The following is a 13,532-nucleotide window of genomic DNA, read 5'->3' as shown; positions in this document are numbered from 1 at the left end:
CGGGTCGCCGGAGAAGCGCGCCTTCTGCGAGGAGCTCGGCGCCGAGCGGGCGATCGACTACCGCGAGGAGGACTTCGTCGCGGTCATGCGGGAGGCGGGCGGCGCGCACGTCATCCTCGACAACATGGGCGCGAAGTACCTCGCCCGCAACGTCGACGCCCTGGCCACCGAGGGCCGTCTGGTCGTCATCGGCATGCAGGGCGGGACGAAGGCCGAGCTCGACCTCAACGCCCTGCTGCGCAAGCGCGGCGCGGTGATCGCCACCTCCCTGCGCGCGCGACCCGTTGAGGGCAAGAGCGCGATCTGCGCGGCTGTGGTCGAGCACGTGTGGCCGCTGGTCGCCGAGGGCCGGCTGCGGCCGATCGTGCACGAGGTGATGCCGCTGGACGACGTCGCCCGCGCCCACGCGCTCATGGAGGCCAGCGGGCACACCGGCAAGATCCTGCTCACCCCCTGACCGGCCCCCTGACCGGTGGGATCAGGCGCCGCTCCGTAGGGTGGGGCGCATGAGCGAGCAGCCGCAGGAGTCGGGATCGGAGCAGGAGCAGCGCGTCGTCATCATCGGTCCCGACGGGACGCCGATGGGCGAGGTGCCGGCGGCCGCGCTGGCCGCGGCCGCTGCCCAGCAGCAGGACGCCGAGGGCGCTGCCGAGGGTGAGCGCAGCATCACCGAGCTCGTCGAGCAGCCGGCGAAGGTCATGCGCATCGGCTCGATGATCCGCCAGCTCCTCGAGGAGGTGAAGGCGGCCCCGCTCGACGAGGCCAGCCGTTCGCGCCTGCGCGAGATCCACGAGGCCTCGATCAGCGAGCTGAAGGCGGGCCTGGCCCCCGAGCTCGTCGAGGAGTTGGAGCGGCTCGCCCTGCCCTTCTCCGAGGACGCCGCCCCCTCCGAGGGCGAGCTGCGCATCGCGCAGGCCCAGCTGGTCGGCTGGCTCGAAGGCCTCTTCCACGGCATCCAGACCGCCATCTACGCCCAGCAGATGGCCGCGCGCGCCCAGTTCGAGCAGATCCGGCGCGGGCTGCCGGCGGGCGCGATGCCGCAGGCACCCGGCCAGGCCGACGACGCCGGCGCCGGTGGTGCCGGCGGTACGGGCGGCATGTACCTCTGAGGCGCCCCTGACCGGCGCCCCTGACCGGCGCCCTCGCCGGTCGGCGGGTCAGCCGCGGTTGACGCGCCGCACGACGACCAGCCCGAGCAGACCGAGGAGCACGAGCGCGGCTCCCGGTGCCGCCGCGCGCCCGGTCGAGAGCGGCGCGGCGGTGTCGACGGGTGAGAACACCGCGGGCTGCGGCTCCGGGCTCACCGGCGCCGAGGCCGCGCCGTAGATGCGGTCGAGGCGGTCGGTGAGCGCCTGCGTGGCCTCCGTGGTGCCGTCGTCGGCGGCCACGGCCCAGGCGTCGCCGTCGGGCTGGGCGAAGAAGACGAAGCGGTCGTCCTTCGCCAGGCGACCCAGCGGACAGCCGGAGCGTGCGCCCGTGCCGCGGGTGACGACCTCGACATCGTCAGTGGTGATGTCGGAGGTGCCCTTCCACACGCCGCTGACGCGCACCCGGTGCACGATGCGGGTGCCTCGGTTCGGACCGTCGGTCGTGCCGGAGACGGTCGAGGACTCGACGGTGCCGACGAAGATCGCCGCGGCGGCCCGGCTGGCGGCCTTCACGCCGGGCACCGTGCAGGCGGGCGCGGCCTGGGCGGGCGCGAGGGCGCCGACCACGAGCAGCGGCGCGAGCAGGGCGGCCGCGAGCAGCGGCGCGACACGGCGCGGGACGAGGGGGCGGGGCACCCGCCCATTCGACCAGATGGACGCCGTCGCGACCTACTCCGACCCGACCGCGGACACGGGCGGACGGCGTCCGGTCGCGGCGATCGGGGCGATCACCTCGCGGGCGTAGCGCCGCACGGCGTCCTCGTCGTCGGGGTCGATGACCGAGAGCGGGATCGCGACGTAGGTGGTGAACAGGCGGGCGCAGACCTCCGCGACGGCAGTCTCGTGCGCGGTCGGCTCGCCCGGATCGTCGCCGTGGATCTGGCGGGCGAGGAACTCGGTGCCCAGGCGCAGGATGCGCGCGCCCTGGGCTCCCACGACCTCGACGAAGGACCCGGGGTCGGTGTCGGCGACCAGGCGCAGCAGCGGGTTGCGGCGCACGAAGCCGGTGGCGGCGGTGAAGGTCTCGACCGAGATCTCCTCGAGCGTCTCGGCCTTCTCGGTGGCCTCGTTGATCGCGGTGAGGAAGGCCAGCGCCTCCCGTGCGACGAGGGTGTGCACGAGGTCGTCGCGCTTGGCGAAGCGCCGGTAGGCGGTCATCCGGCCCACGCCGGCGCGCCGCGCGATGTCGTCCATGGTCAGGCGGCGCAGGCCGACGGTGGCCGATTCGGCGAGCGCGGCGTCGAGCAGGCGGGTGACGACGGGGTCGGCGAGATCGACGGGGGGGACCGTGGCGGCGCCGGCCAACAGGTCGACGAGGCTGATCTTCATCGAGGTGATCGTAGCCCTGCCCGATCCGGCTCCGTCGGTGGTACGTTCCACCGGTGATTCGTACCACAACGTGGTGGGCGGTCGTCGCACTCGGGTTCACGATCCTGACCCCCGTCGTCCTCCCCCCGGCGTCCGACGCGGCGATCGCCCCCGCGGCCGGCATCACGCTGCCGCCCCCGCTGGGCTGCGCCGACTTCAGCGACGACCCCGAGACGACCCAGAACTACTCGCCGCTCCAGGGCAGCTCCGACCTCCACGCCCAGACCGGCAACGACCGCCTCGTCGCCGGGCTGACGAAGGAGGGCACCATCACGGTGCTGCACTGGCCGACGCCGTCGTCCTACGACCAGGTCAAGCACTTCTCCCCCGACGCCAACCTGCCGCGGGCCGGCGCCGACCCCAACATGGGCATCTTCCTCGGCCTCGCCTACGCCGACGGCCCGACCGTGTGGCTGCGCGACCTCCGCGAGACCCGGGTCTTCCGGCCCGGCGACTCCGACACCGTCGTCACCACCTACCGCGACCCCGCCCGCGACCTCACCGTGCGGGTCACCGCCGTCGTCGCGGAGGGTCTCGACGCCTTCGTGCAGGACGTCGAGGTGGTCGCCCGCGGCCGCACCCGGCCCACCGGGCTGGTGACCTTCGAGAACCTCAGCCTCGCGGTGTCCTTCATGCCCGCCCTCCCCTACTGGGACTGGTGCATGGACTCCTACAACCTCGACAGCGCCGGCTGGGACGACACCGCCGCCGCGATCGTGCACAGCCGCAGCGGCTTCGATCCCTCGCGGTTGAGCACGCAGTCGGTGGCGATGGCCATCGGCACCGGGTCGCCAGCCGCGGAACATCAGGTCGGCGCCGACGGCGAGGAGCTCGACGGCCTCCTCGACGGCGTCCTGCTGCCGCGCGACGCCTACGAGGACGCCGCGGACGGGCGGCTGGGCGGCAACGACTCCTGGATCGGCAACACCACCGGCGCGCTCATCACCCCGCTGCGGTACCGGGACGGCGCCGGGGGCGCCACGGCGTCCGAGAGCGTCTACCTGACCGCCGGCCACCAGCCGGCTCAGGCGCTCGACGTGCTCGCCCGGGCCCGCCGCCTCGGCCCGAGCCGGATCGTCGAGCAGAAGGAGGCGTGGCTGCGCCGCACCCTCGCCGACGCCGCGATGCCCGACGTCGACGACCCGCTGCAGACCGCGCTCGCCCGACGCTCACTCATCCTGCTGGCCACCACGCAGGCGGAGAGCGGCGCCATCGTCGCCAGCATCACCACCCAGCCGATCTACGCCGAGGACTGGCCGCGCGACGGCGCCTACCTCGCCGAGGCGATGGACCTGGGCGGCATGGGCGATCGCTCGGCGCGGCACGGGCGCTTCCTCGCTCGCACGCAGTCCACCCTCACGCGCCCGCCGTTGGGTGGACTGCTCGTGCCGCCCGGCGCCTGGCCGATGAACATGACCGACACCGGCGCCGCCGGTGGCCCGATCCCCTACGAGTACGACGAGGTCGGGTTCGGCGCCTGGTCGATGTGGAGCCACTACGAGCACAGCCGCGACCGGGCGTACCTGGAGGACGTGTGGCCGGCCATCCGGCGCAGCGCCGAGTTCATGGTCGCCTGCCGCGATCCGCGGACCGGCCTGCAGTGCCAGAACACCGAGGACGACTCCCTCGCCCTCTTCCAGCAGCAGACCATCGGCGCCGCGATGACGACCTACGCCGGGCTCGGCGGTGCCATGCGCGCGGCCCGCGTGCTGGGGCACGACGACGATGCCGCCCGCTACCGCGACCGACGCCGCGAGCTCATCGCCGCGGTCGAAGCTCACCGCTGGTACCCCGACCCCGGGTACTACGGCGGGTACGAGGGCATCGGGCTGCGCAAACTGGCCACCTACGTCTACTGGCCCGAGTACGCGCCGCTACGGCGCGACCGGATGGCCGAGCACTCGCAGTGGCTGTGGAAGCAGTTCGCACCGTCGTTCCTCGCCCCCGGGGGCGAGCGCACCTTCGGCTTCTACGACGGCCTGGCCATCCTCGGCCTGGCCCGCTACGCCCACCGCGAGGACCCGGCCATGCTGCCCGACCTGCGCCGCGGCCTGCGCTGGATCGCCCACGTGCAGGCGACGCCGGGCACCGGCCTGATCGGGGAGAACTGGCGCGTGCGCGACGGGAAGGTCGAGACCATCACCGCCACCCCCCAGCTGTGGGAGCACGCCCTCTTCTACCTCGCCTCCCTGGAGGTCTACGGACGCCGGTGACGCCCCGGTGGTCGCGGTGCGCCACCGGTGGTCGAGGTGCGACGAGCGCCAGCGAGGAGCCGCGAGACCCCGTGAGACGGACGCCATCGGTACCGGCGGGACTCTCAGGTGCGGGCACTTCGAGGCTCGCTCCGCTCACACCTCAGTGACCGGACCGGCCCGCTCCCTCGTCTCAGCGCAGGTCGAAGAGCGCGGCCAGGGTGCGGGCGACGCCGTCGTCGTCGTGGTCGGGCGCGATGTGGTCGGCGACCGCGAGCACGCTCTCGTGGGCGTTGGCCATCGCGTAGGAGGTGCCGGCCCAGCCGAGCATCGGCAGGTCGTTGGGCATGTCGCCGAAGGCGACGACGTCGGCGGCCTCGATGCCGAGCTCCGCGCACAGCAGGGCGAGGGTGGAGGCCTTGGTCACCTCGGGCGCGCTGATCTCCAGCAGGGTCGTCGACGACGACCACGTGATGACCAGGCGACCCTGGGAGGCGTCCTCGGCCAGGTCCCAGAACTCGCGGGGCGAGAGCTCCTCGTGGCGGGCCAGCAGCTTGAGCACCGGCTGCGCGAACAGCTCCTCCAGCGGCGCCCGGGGGGCGCCGTCGGCCAGGTCGTGGCGCTCGATGAAGCCGGGCTCGAGCACGATGCCGTCGAGGTTCTCGATGGCGAAGGCGCTGCCCGGCACCGCCGCGCGGATCGCCCGGGAGACCTCCAGGCCGAGCGCGGGATCGATCTCGCGGGTGAGCCGGGCGCGGTCGGCCTCGACGTCCCAGACGAGCGCGCCGTTGGAGATGATCGCCAGCCCGTGCTCGCCGACGTGCTCGAAGACCTCCTCGGCCCAGCGCAGCGGCCGCCCGGTCACGAAGACCACCGGCACGCCGTGGGCCTCGACGGCGGCGAGCACCTCGCGGGTGTAGTCCGAGACCGAGCCGTCGGCGCGTACGAGGGTGCCGTCGAGGTCGGTGGCGACCAGCCGCGGACGGCGTCCGCCGAGCGGGCCGCTCACGGCAGCGGGCGGGCCAGCACGAGGTGGCCCTCCTCGTTCGAGCCGCGCAGCTGGGTGAAGCCGGCCTTGGCGAGCACCCGCAGGCTGCGGGCGTTCTCGGGTTCGGTCGAGGCCCGCACCTGGACGCCGAGCGGGTCGACGTGCTCGAGGAGGCCGCGCAACGCCTCGGTGGCGAAGCCCCAGCCCCACGCCTCGGTCACGAGCCCGTAGCCGACCTCCACCTCGCCCTCGACCGGCGGGCCGAAGAAGCCGATGGTGCCCAGGGCGGTGGTGCCGCGGACGATCACGCGCGAGCCCCACGGGTCGCCCTCGCGCCACATGCCGAAGCCGTCGAGGTCGTCTTGCCGCGGGAAGTCGGGGTGGAACTCCGGACGCCGCACGCCGGCCCGCAGGTCGGCGACGAAGGCGGCGTCGACGAGCGGCAGCCGCAGCCGCTCGGTGGTGATCATGGCCGGCAGGCTCACGCGTGCTCCCCGAACCACCGGTCGATCTCGCGGGCCGCGCCGTCGTCGGTGACCGAGGCGGTGACGTCGTCGGCGGCGTCGAGCACCACCTGCACGGCCTGGCCCATCGCGACCCCGCGGCCGGCCCAGGCGAGCATCTCGAGGTCGTTGCGGCCGTCGCCGATGGCCAGGGCGTCGGCGGGGTCGACGCCGAGGGCGTCGGCGACGTACTGCAGACCCGAGGCCTTGGAGACCCCGACCGGCGCGAGGTCGAGCCAGGCGGTCCAACCGACGACGTACTCGGTGCCGTGCAGCCCGATGCGTCGCGCGAGCTCGACGAACTCCTCGGCGCTGGCGTCGGGGTCGCGGATGATCACGCGGCTGACCGGCTCGCCGACCAGCTCGTCGAGGTCGGTGATGATCTCATCGCCCCACAGCTCGCCCTCCGGGAACGGGGCGCTGACGCGGTAGCCGACGCCGCGCTCCTCGATCGCGACCCGTGCGGTCGGACGCTCGGCCAGCACCGCACGGACGGCGTCCGAGGCGTCGAAGGTCTCCTCGACGACGATGTCCATCGGCGGGTAGCGGAAGACGACGGCGCCGTTGGAGGCGACGATCCACAGCGGCTCGTCGCCGTCGCCGACCAGGTCGAGGGCGTCGGCGATCGGCGTCATGCCGTGCGGGGAGCGGCCGCTGGCGAGCACGATGTGGGCGCCAGCCGCGCGCGCCCGACGGATCGCCTCGCGCACCGGCGCGGTCATCTCCGGCTCGGAGCTGCCCGCGCCCTCCACCCAGCGCAGCAGGGTGCCGTCGATGTCGAGGGCGATCAGCTGCGGGCGCCAGCCCACCGGGACGCCGTCGGGGTGGGCGGCGGCCGGAACAGAGCTGCTCACCGGACGACCGGCTCGAGCACCTCGGTGCCGAGCCACTTCTGCAACGCCTGCGGCACCCGCACCGAGCCGTCGGCCTGCTGGTGGGTCTCGAGGATCGCCACGATGGTGCGGGTCATCGCGCACAGGGTGCCGTTGAGCGTGGCGATCGGGCGGACGCCGTCCTCGAAGCGACCGCGGGTGTCGAGGCGCCGGGTCTGGAACTCGGTGCAGTTCGAGGTGGAGGTGAGCTCGCGGTACTTGCCCTGGGTGGGGATCCAGGCCTCGCAGTCGAACTTGCGGATGGCCGAGAGGCCGAGGTCGCCGGCGGCGACGTCGATGACCCGGTAGGCCAGCTCGAGCTTGTCGAGGAGCTGCTTCTCCCACTCCAGGAGCCGCTGGTGCTCGGCGTAGGAGTCCTCGGTGGTCGCGTAGACGAACATCTCGACCTTGTCGAACCAGTGCACGCGGATGATGCCCTTGGTGTCCTTGCCGTGCGAGCCGGCCTCCTTGCGGAAGCAGGGGCTGAAGGCGGCGTAGCGCAGCGGCAGCGAGGCGGCGTCGAGGATCTCGTCGGAGTGGTAGGCCGCCATCGGCACCTCGGAGGTGCCGACGAGGTACATGTCCTGGCCCTCGATGCGGTAGACGTCGTCGGCGGCCTGGCCGAGGAAGCCGGTGCCGGCCATCGCCTCGGGCTTGACCAGCGAAGGCGCGATCACCTGGGTGAAGCCGGCCTCGCGGGCCTGCTCCATCGCGAGGTTGATGAGCGCGAACTCCAGCTGGGCGCCCACGCCGGTGAGGAAGTAGAAGCGGCTGCCCGAGACCTTCGCGCCGCGCTCGAGGTCGATGGCGCCGAGGAGGCGGCCGAGCTCGATGTGGTCGCGCGGCTCGAAGCCCTCGGCGGCGAAGTCGCGCGGGGTGCCGACGGTCTCCAGGACGACGAAGTCGTCCTCGCCGCCGGGCGGGGTCTCCTCGGCCGCGAGGTTCGGGATCGAGAGCAGCGCGGCCTGCCAGGCCTCCTCGGCGGCGTTCTGGGCGGCCTCGGCGGCCTTCACCTCGGCGGCCAGCGCCTTGGTGCGCTCGAGCAGCGCCTGCTTCTCCTCGCCCTGCGCCTGCGCGACCTGCTTGCCGAGGCTCTTCTGCTCTGCGCGCAGCGTCTCGAACTCGGAGATCGCGGTGCGCCGCGCGGAGTCGGCCGCCAGCGCCTCGTCGACGACGGCGTCGGAGAGGCCGCGCTTGGCCTGGGCGGCACGGACGCGGTCGGGCTGGTCGCGGAGGATGCGCGGGTCGATCACACCGGAAGGCTATCCGGGCCCCGCCAGTGGTTTCGGATCGGCGGGGCCCGGACGCGGTGACGTCGGTGGTGGCGACTACGACGGGGACTGCGCCGGCGTCAGAAGAGCGCGACCTTCTCGGCGGTCGGGAAGATCGTGTCGAGCTCGGCGAGGTCGTCGGCGCTGGGCTGCCAGGACGCCGCGGCGGCGTTGGCGCGGATCTGCTCCGGCGTGGTCGCCCCGGCGATGACGCTGCCGACGGTCGGACGGCTGGCCAGCCACGAGATCGCGACCTCCAGCTCGGTCAGCCCGCGGGCGGCGGCGAACTCGTGGAAGGCCGTCAACTGCTCACCCTGCGCGGTCTCGACGAGGTGCTGGCGGGTGAGGGTGAGCCGGCTGCCGGCGGGCGCGCCGCCGCGGTACTTGCCGGTGAGCAGGCCGTTGGCGAGCGGGAAGTAGGGCAGCACCCCGATGCCGTAGGCCGCGCACGCCGGCACGACCTCGAGCTCGGCGCGCCGGTCGAGCAGGTTGTAGTGGTTCTGGGCGGAGATGAAGCGGGTGCCGAGCTCGCGGCCGACGAACTCGGCGTGGGCGATCTGCCATCCGGCGAGGTTGGAGTGCCCGAGGTAGCGAACCTTCCCGGCGCGGACGACGTCGTCCAGCGCCGCGAGGGTCTCCTCGATCGGCGTCGTCGGATCGGGGGTGTGGAACTGGTAGAGGTCGATGTGGTCGGTGCCGAGGCGGCGCAGCGAGGCCTCCACGGCCTGCACGATGTAGCGCCGAGAGCCGCGTGCCCCGAAGTCGGGGCCGTTGGCGCCGCGGGCGTCCATGCCGAACTTGGTGGCCACGACCACCTGGTCACGGCGTCCGCGCAGCGCGACCCCGAGCCGCTCCTCGGAGAGACCGGGTGAGGCGCCGTAGGTGTCGGCGACGTCGAAGAGGGTGATGCCGGCCTCGATCGCGGCGTCGACGACCGCGTCCGTGCCCTCCTGGCTCTCCGTGGCGGTGCCGGGGCGACCGAGGTTGTTGCAGCCGAGACCGACCGTGGAGACGACCAGGCCGGAGTGTCCGAGATGACGGGTGGTGACCATGGGGCGAGCCTAGGTCGGGGCGTGGGAAGGGGGCCTGCAGGTTTCCCCGGTCAGCCGGGGAAACCTGATGTTGTCGGGCGAAGTTTCGGCCCACAACATCAGGTTTCGCCCGTCGGCTGTGACGTCAGGGACGGGTGTGACGGCTCAGGCCGGCCAGCCCGGACGGCGTCCGAACCACGCCACGAGCCGGTCGTAGGGCGCGGCGTCGTCGGCCACGGGCACGACGTCGCCGAACGGGATCTGGTCGCGTCCGGCGGCGGGCAGCCGGTCGAGCGCCGAGGGCAGGACGCTCGCGGCGAGGTGCTGGTCGAGCAGGTCGCGTCGGTCGAGGGTGGCGGCGAGGTCCCACGTGTGGACGGCGACCTCGCCCACGTAGGAGCCGATGGCCGCGCCCGCCGGCACCTCCCCGAACGGCGCGGTGACGAGGCGCGTGAGGTCGACGGACGGGAGGGCCGACTCGAGGGCGGCGACGGCGGTGCGCCAGGCGGTGACGATCTCCTCGTCGGCGACCTCGGTCACCTGCGGCACCTCGGCGAAGTGGCCGCCCCCGGTGACGACGCGCACGCGGTCGACGACGGTCAGCAGGTGACCGAGCAGGGTGCGCAGGTCGTAGTCCTCGCACGGGGTGGCGGCATCGAGATCCGCGCCGGCCGCCAGGTCGACGAGCGCCTCGGCGCGGTGGACGGCGTGGAGCAGGGCGGGCCGCAGGTCCGGGAGCGGGCGGGTGGCGGTGCTGGTCTCAGTGGTCATGACGGCAGCCTCATGCCGATTCATGACACCTTGTGTCAGGTATTCCTGTCAGGCTGCGACCATGCGAGCCGACCGCCTCCTCTCGATCATGCTGGTGCTGCGCCAGCGCTCGCAGGTCTCGGCGCGCGAGCTCGCCGAGCGGCTCGAGGTCTCCGAGCGCACGGTGCTGCGCGACATCGAGGCGCTCAGCACCGCCGGCGTCCCCGTGGTGGCCGAGCGCGGCCGACATGGCGGATTCCGCCTGCTCGAGGGCTTCCGGGCCGACCTCTCCGACCTCGACGACGTCGAGGCGCAGGTCGTGCTCACCGCCCTCGGGCTCGACACGATGGGCGACCTCGGGCTGAGCCGCGAGGTGCGTTCGGCGCTCGAGAAGCTCGCCGCCACGGCCCCCGAGCGACTGGTCGGACCGGCGTCACGTCTGCGCGAGGTCGTGCACGTCGACCGCCGGCGCTGGTTCGCCGAGGCCGACGACGCCACCCACGTGCCCGCGCTGCGCAGCGCCTGCGTGGCCCGCCGGCGCGTGCGGGTCGCCTACGCCGGCCCCCGCGACGAGCGGCCGCGCACCCGCACGCTCGACCCCCTCGGCCTCGTCGAGAACGGCAACCGGTGGTACCTCGTCGCCTACCACCGCGGCGAGCCGCGCACGTACCGGTTGGCCCGCATCCGCTCGCTGGACGTCCTCGCCGACCCCGCATGTCTCCCGGACGACGCCCGGCTCGTCGAGGTCTGGGCCCGACTGCGCGGCTCCTTCGAGGCCACGGGGACGCCGCCGACGACCGCTCGGCTACGGGTGCGCGCGGCCCTCGAGGACGACGTCCGCACGGTCATCACCCCGATGCTCGCCACTGCGTCGATCGAGGTAGTGAGCCGCGACGAGGCATGGGTCGAGCTGGCGTGCACCTTTCGGGTCGAGCGGGCCGCGATCGGCACCTGCCTCGGCTTCGGCGGCGACGTCGAGATCGTGGGTCCTCCCGCCCTGCGGGCCCGCGCCGTCGCGGCCGTGACGGGCGCGGCCCGGGTGCACGGCGTCGACCCGCCACCCGAGCCGGGCCACGAACCGGGCGACTGAACCGGGCGACTGAGCCGAATCAGCCCCGCGGCCTCCGGGCCGTCATACTGCACCCGTGCTCGACCGCTCCCGCTCCTGGCTGCTCGGCTGGTCGGCGGCCGCCTTCGCCGCCTTCGCACTGCTGGCGACCCTCGTGCGGACGGACTGGCAGCCGCTGGTCGACCTCGACCGGCGCGGCGAGCCGGTCACCCGGTGGGCGGTCGACGACGCCGGGCTCCAACACCTGCTGCGCGGCGTCGAGCTGACCTTCGGCACGGTCGGGATGACGGCCATCGTCGCGGTGCTCGCGGTGAGCCTGTGGTCGCGCGGCCACCGACGGGCCGGCTACCTGCTCGTCGGCGTCATGCTGACCACCGCGCTGGCCACCGCGGCGCTCAAGGTGCTCGTCGGGCGCGACCGGCCCGGCTGGCAGCACCCTGAGGACCTGCTGGACTCCCTCGCCTTCCCCTCGGGCCACGCCTCCTCGATCGCGGCGTTCGGCGGGTTGTGCGCCGTCCTGCTCAGCATGCTGGTGCGTCGTCCGGGACTGCGCCGGGCGGGCCACGTGGGCGCCGGCGTGCTCGTGGTGCTCGTCTGCGTCGACCGCGTGCTCCTCGGACGCCACTACCCCACCGACGTCGTCGGCGGCGTCCTGCTCGGCGTCGGCGTCCTGCTGCTCGGCCTCGGCCTCTACTCGCCGCTGCCGGTGAGCCACGCCCTGAAGGCCGACCCGCTACCCGAGGCGATCCCCTCGCGACGCCGGCTCGCGGTGGTGCTCAACCCGATCAAGGTCGAGGACGTCATCGCCTTCCAGGCCACCGTCGCCCAGATGGCCGCCGAGAGCGGCTGGTCGGAGCCGACCTGGCACTTCACCACCGTCGAGGACCCCGGCACCGGCATGGCCGAGGCGGCCGCCGTGGCGGGCGCCGACCTGGTGCTCGTGTGCGGCGGCGACGGCACCGTGCGCGAGGTGTGCGCCGAACTGGCCGGCACCGGCATCCCGGTCGGCATCATCCCGGCGGGCACCGGCAACCTGCTCGCCCGCAACCTCGACATCCCGCTCTACATCCGCGCCGCCATCGACGTCGCCCTCACCGGTCAGGACCGCGCGATCGACCTCGCCTCGGTCAGCGGCGACGGCATCGAGGACACCCACTTCATGGTCATGGCCGGCATGGGCTTCGACGCCGCGATCATGGAGGGCGTCAACGAGGACATCAAGAAGAAGGTCGGCTGGCTGGCCTACGTGCTCTCCGCACTGAAGTCGCTGATGTTCCCGGCCGTGCGCGTGGAGATCTCCGTCGACGGCGGGGAGTTCACCAAGCACCGCGCCCGCACCATCGTGGTCGGCAACGTCGGCTACCTCCAGGCCGGCATGCCGCTGCTGCCCGACGCCTCCATCGACGACGGTGTGCTCGACGTCGTCCTGCTGCACCCGCGGCGGTTCCTCTCCTGGATCCCGCTGGCGGTGCGGGTGCTGTCCAAGCAGCGGCGCACCGACGACCTCGTCAACCGGATGACCGGCCGCACGGTCGTCGTCCGGGCTGAGAAGGACACCCCGCGCCAGTTGGACGGCGACACCATCGGACCCGGCCGCGAGCTGCGCATGGAGTGCGTGCACGGCCGGGTCCTGGTGCGGGTGCCCCGCTGAGCGTCGTCCGATCGGACGCCGTCAGCGCGGCGGAAGACCTCACTTGATGCGGTGCTTGACGAGCGTCGTCCCCGAGTCGTCGACGTCCCAGCGGTAGAGGGCCAGCACCTTGTCGTGCTCCATCGTCTCGATGCGCGTGCGCAGCGCACCGTGCACGATGTGGCTCACCTGGTAGACGTAGTCGCCCTTCCAGCGTGAGAAGCCGGAGCCGATCGCGAGCCGACCCGAGCGGTCGGCGGCCACCAGGCGCCCGCCGTCGGGATCGACCACGTAGACGGTCCAGGTCGTGAAGTCCCCGCCCTCCTGCTCGACGACGTAGCCCGGTCCGCCACTGGGGAAGGCGGCGATGCGGGTCAGCGCATCGGGCGTCCAGCCCGCAGGCACCCACGCGCGGAGCCGGGTGGTGTCGTCGGCGACGACGATCCGGACGTCGTGACCGTCGATCTCGTTCGCCTTCTTGCCCTCCAGGGCGATCGTCACGCCGTCGTCGTTCGTGTAGGACTCCCCGACGCCGATCGTGCGGGGCTGGGCGGCCGAGGCGGCGGCGCTGGCAGAGGACGGGGCGGACGACGCGGCGGACGACGGGGCGGCGTCGGCGGCGACCGGCCCGGCGATCACGGTGCTGGTGGTAGCGAGGGCGGCGGTGAGGATGACGGCGGCCGCGAGGCCCGGCCCGATCCGGTTCATGG

At 73.4% G+C, this 13,532-nt stretch carries 14 protein-coding genes; 5 read left to right on the top strand and 9 right to left on the bottom strand.

Translation table 11 applies throughout. The annotated features are described in order from the left end of the window. The coding region (locus ABD671_RS07075; RefSeq protein WP_344732585.1) for a zinc-binding dehydrogenase at window positions 1–457 on the top strand (457 nt) is incomplete at its 5' end. Between the two features lie 49 nt (window positions 458–506). Further along, window positions 507–1,109 carry a bacterial proteasome activator family protein gene (locus ABD671_RS07070; protein WP_344732584.1) on the top strand — a complete coding sequence of 201 codons (603 nt, stop codon included), beginning with the start codon at window positions 507–509 and terminating at the stop codon, window positions 1,107–1,109. A 48-nt stretch (window positions 1,110–1,157) separates the two neighbouring features. On the opposite strand, the gene ABD671_RS07065 is transcribed toward ABD671_RS07070, so the two are convergent. Together ABD671_RS07065 and ABD671_RS07060 are read right to left on the bottom strand one after the other, a co-directional pair. Beyond that, a complete protein-coding gene (locus ABD671_RS07065) occupies window positions 1,158–1,784 on the bottom strand; it encodes a hypothetical protein (RefSeq protein ID WP_344732583.1) in 627 nt (208 codons plus the stop codon). Between the two features lie 33 nt (window positions 1,785–1,817). Beyond that, window positions 1,818–2,477, bottom strand: coding sequence for a TetR/AcrR family transcriptional regulator (locus ABD671_RS07060; protein WP_344732582.1), 660 nt, complete (start codon window positions 2,475–2,477; stop codon window positions 1,818–1,820). A gap of 53 nt (window positions 2,478–2,530) precedes the next feature. On the opposite strand from ABD671_RS07060, the gene ABD671_RS07055 reads away from it, so the two are divergent. After that, window positions 2,531–4,729 (top strand): glycoside hydrolase family 15 protein, encoded by a 2,199-nt coding sequence (locus ABD671_RS07055; RefSeq protein ID WP_344732580.1) that lies wholly within the window; start codon window positions 2,531–2,533, stop codon window positions 4,727–4,729. A gap of 172 nt (window positions 4,730–4,901) precedes the next feature. Here ABD671_RS07055 and ABD671_RS07050 read toward each other — a convergent pair whose 3' ends face one another. From ABD671_RS07050 to ABD671_RS07025, 6 genes are all read right to left on the bottom strand, one after another. Next, the gene (locus ABD671_RS07050; RefSeq protein ID WP_344732579.1) at window positions 4,902–5,717 is read right to left on the bottom strand and encodes an HAD family hydrolase; all 816 of its coding nucleotides are present in this window, start codon (window positions 5,715–5,717) and stop codon (window positions 4,902–4,904) included. Then, entirely contained in the window at window positions 5,714–6,181 is a 468-nt protein-coding gene (locus ABD671_RS07045; RefSeq protein WP_344732578.1) for a GNAT family N-acetyltransferase, read from the bottom strand. Before ABD671_RS07045 ends, ABD671_RS07050 begins: the two co-directional genes overlap by 4 nt. After that, window positions 6,178–7,053: an HAD family hydrolase gene (locus ABD671_RS07040; RefSeq protein WP_344732577.1), complete on the bottom strand. Its 876-nt coding sequence runs from the start codon at window positions 7,051–7,053 to the stop codon at window positions 6,178–6,180. Before ABD671_RS07040 ends, ABD671_RS07045 begins: the two co-directional genes overlap by 4 nt. Beyond that, entirely contained in the window at window positions 7,050–8,324 is a 1,275-nt protein-coding gene (gene serS / locus ABD671_RS07035) for a serine--tRNA ligase (protein WP_344732576.1), read from the bottom strand. Before serS ends, ABD671_RS07040 begins: the two co-directional genes overlap by 4 nt. Before the next feature lie 98 nt (window positions 8,325–8,422). Further along, entirely contained in the window at window positions 8,423–9,394 is a 972-nt protein-coding gene (locus ABD671_RS07030; RefSeq protein WP_344732575.1) for an aldo/keto reductase, read from the bottom strand. A 144-nt stretch (window positions 9,395–9,538) separates the two neighbouring features. Next, window positions 9,539–10,144: a TIGR03086 family metal-binding protein gene (locus tag ABD671_RS07025; RefSeq protein ID WP_344732573.1), complete on the bottom strand. Its 606-nt coding sequence runs from the start codon at window positions 10,142–10,144 to the stop codon at window positions 9,539–9,541. Window positions 10,145–10,205: 61 nt separating this feature from the next. Between ABD671_RS07025 and ABD671_RS07020 the strand changes: the two genes are divergently transcribed. After that, window positions 10,206–11,213, top strand: a complete 1,008-nt coding sequence (locus tag ABD671_RS07020; protein ID WP_344732572.1) for a helix-turn-helix transcriptional regulator — start codon at window positions 10,206–10,208, stop codon at window positions 11,211–11,213. A gap of 55 nt (window positions 11,214–11,268) precedes the next feature. Further along, window positions 11,269–12,843 carry a bifunctional phosphatase PAP2/diacylglycerol kinase family protein gene (locus tag ABD671_RS07015; RefSeq protein ID WP_344732571.1) on the top strand — a complete coding sequence of 525 codons (1,575 nt, stop codon included), beginning with the start codon at window positions 11,269–11,271 and terminating at the stop codon, window positions 12,841–12,843. A gap of 39 nt (window positions 12,844–12,882) precedes the next feature. Here the strand turns inward: ABD671_RS07015 and ABD671_RS07010 are convergent, their stop codons facing one another. Then, the gene (locus ABD671_RS07010; RefSeq protein WP_344732570.1) at window positions 12,883–13,530 is read right to left on the bottom strand and encodes a hypothetical protein; all 648 of its coding nucleotides are present in this window, start codon (window positions 13,528–13,530) and stop codon (window positions 12,883–12,885) included. Between the last annotated feature and the right edge of the window lie 2 nt (window positions 13,531–13,532).

Source organism: Nocardioides fonticola, assembly GCF_039536805.1.
Classification (GTDB): domain Bacteria; phylum Actinomycetota; class Actinomycetes; order Propionibacteriales; family Nocardioidaceae; genus Nocardioides; species Nocardioides fonticola.
The sequence above is the reverse complement of the archived record's forward strand: the minus strand, read 5'-3'. Positions and strand labels throughout refer to the sequence as shown.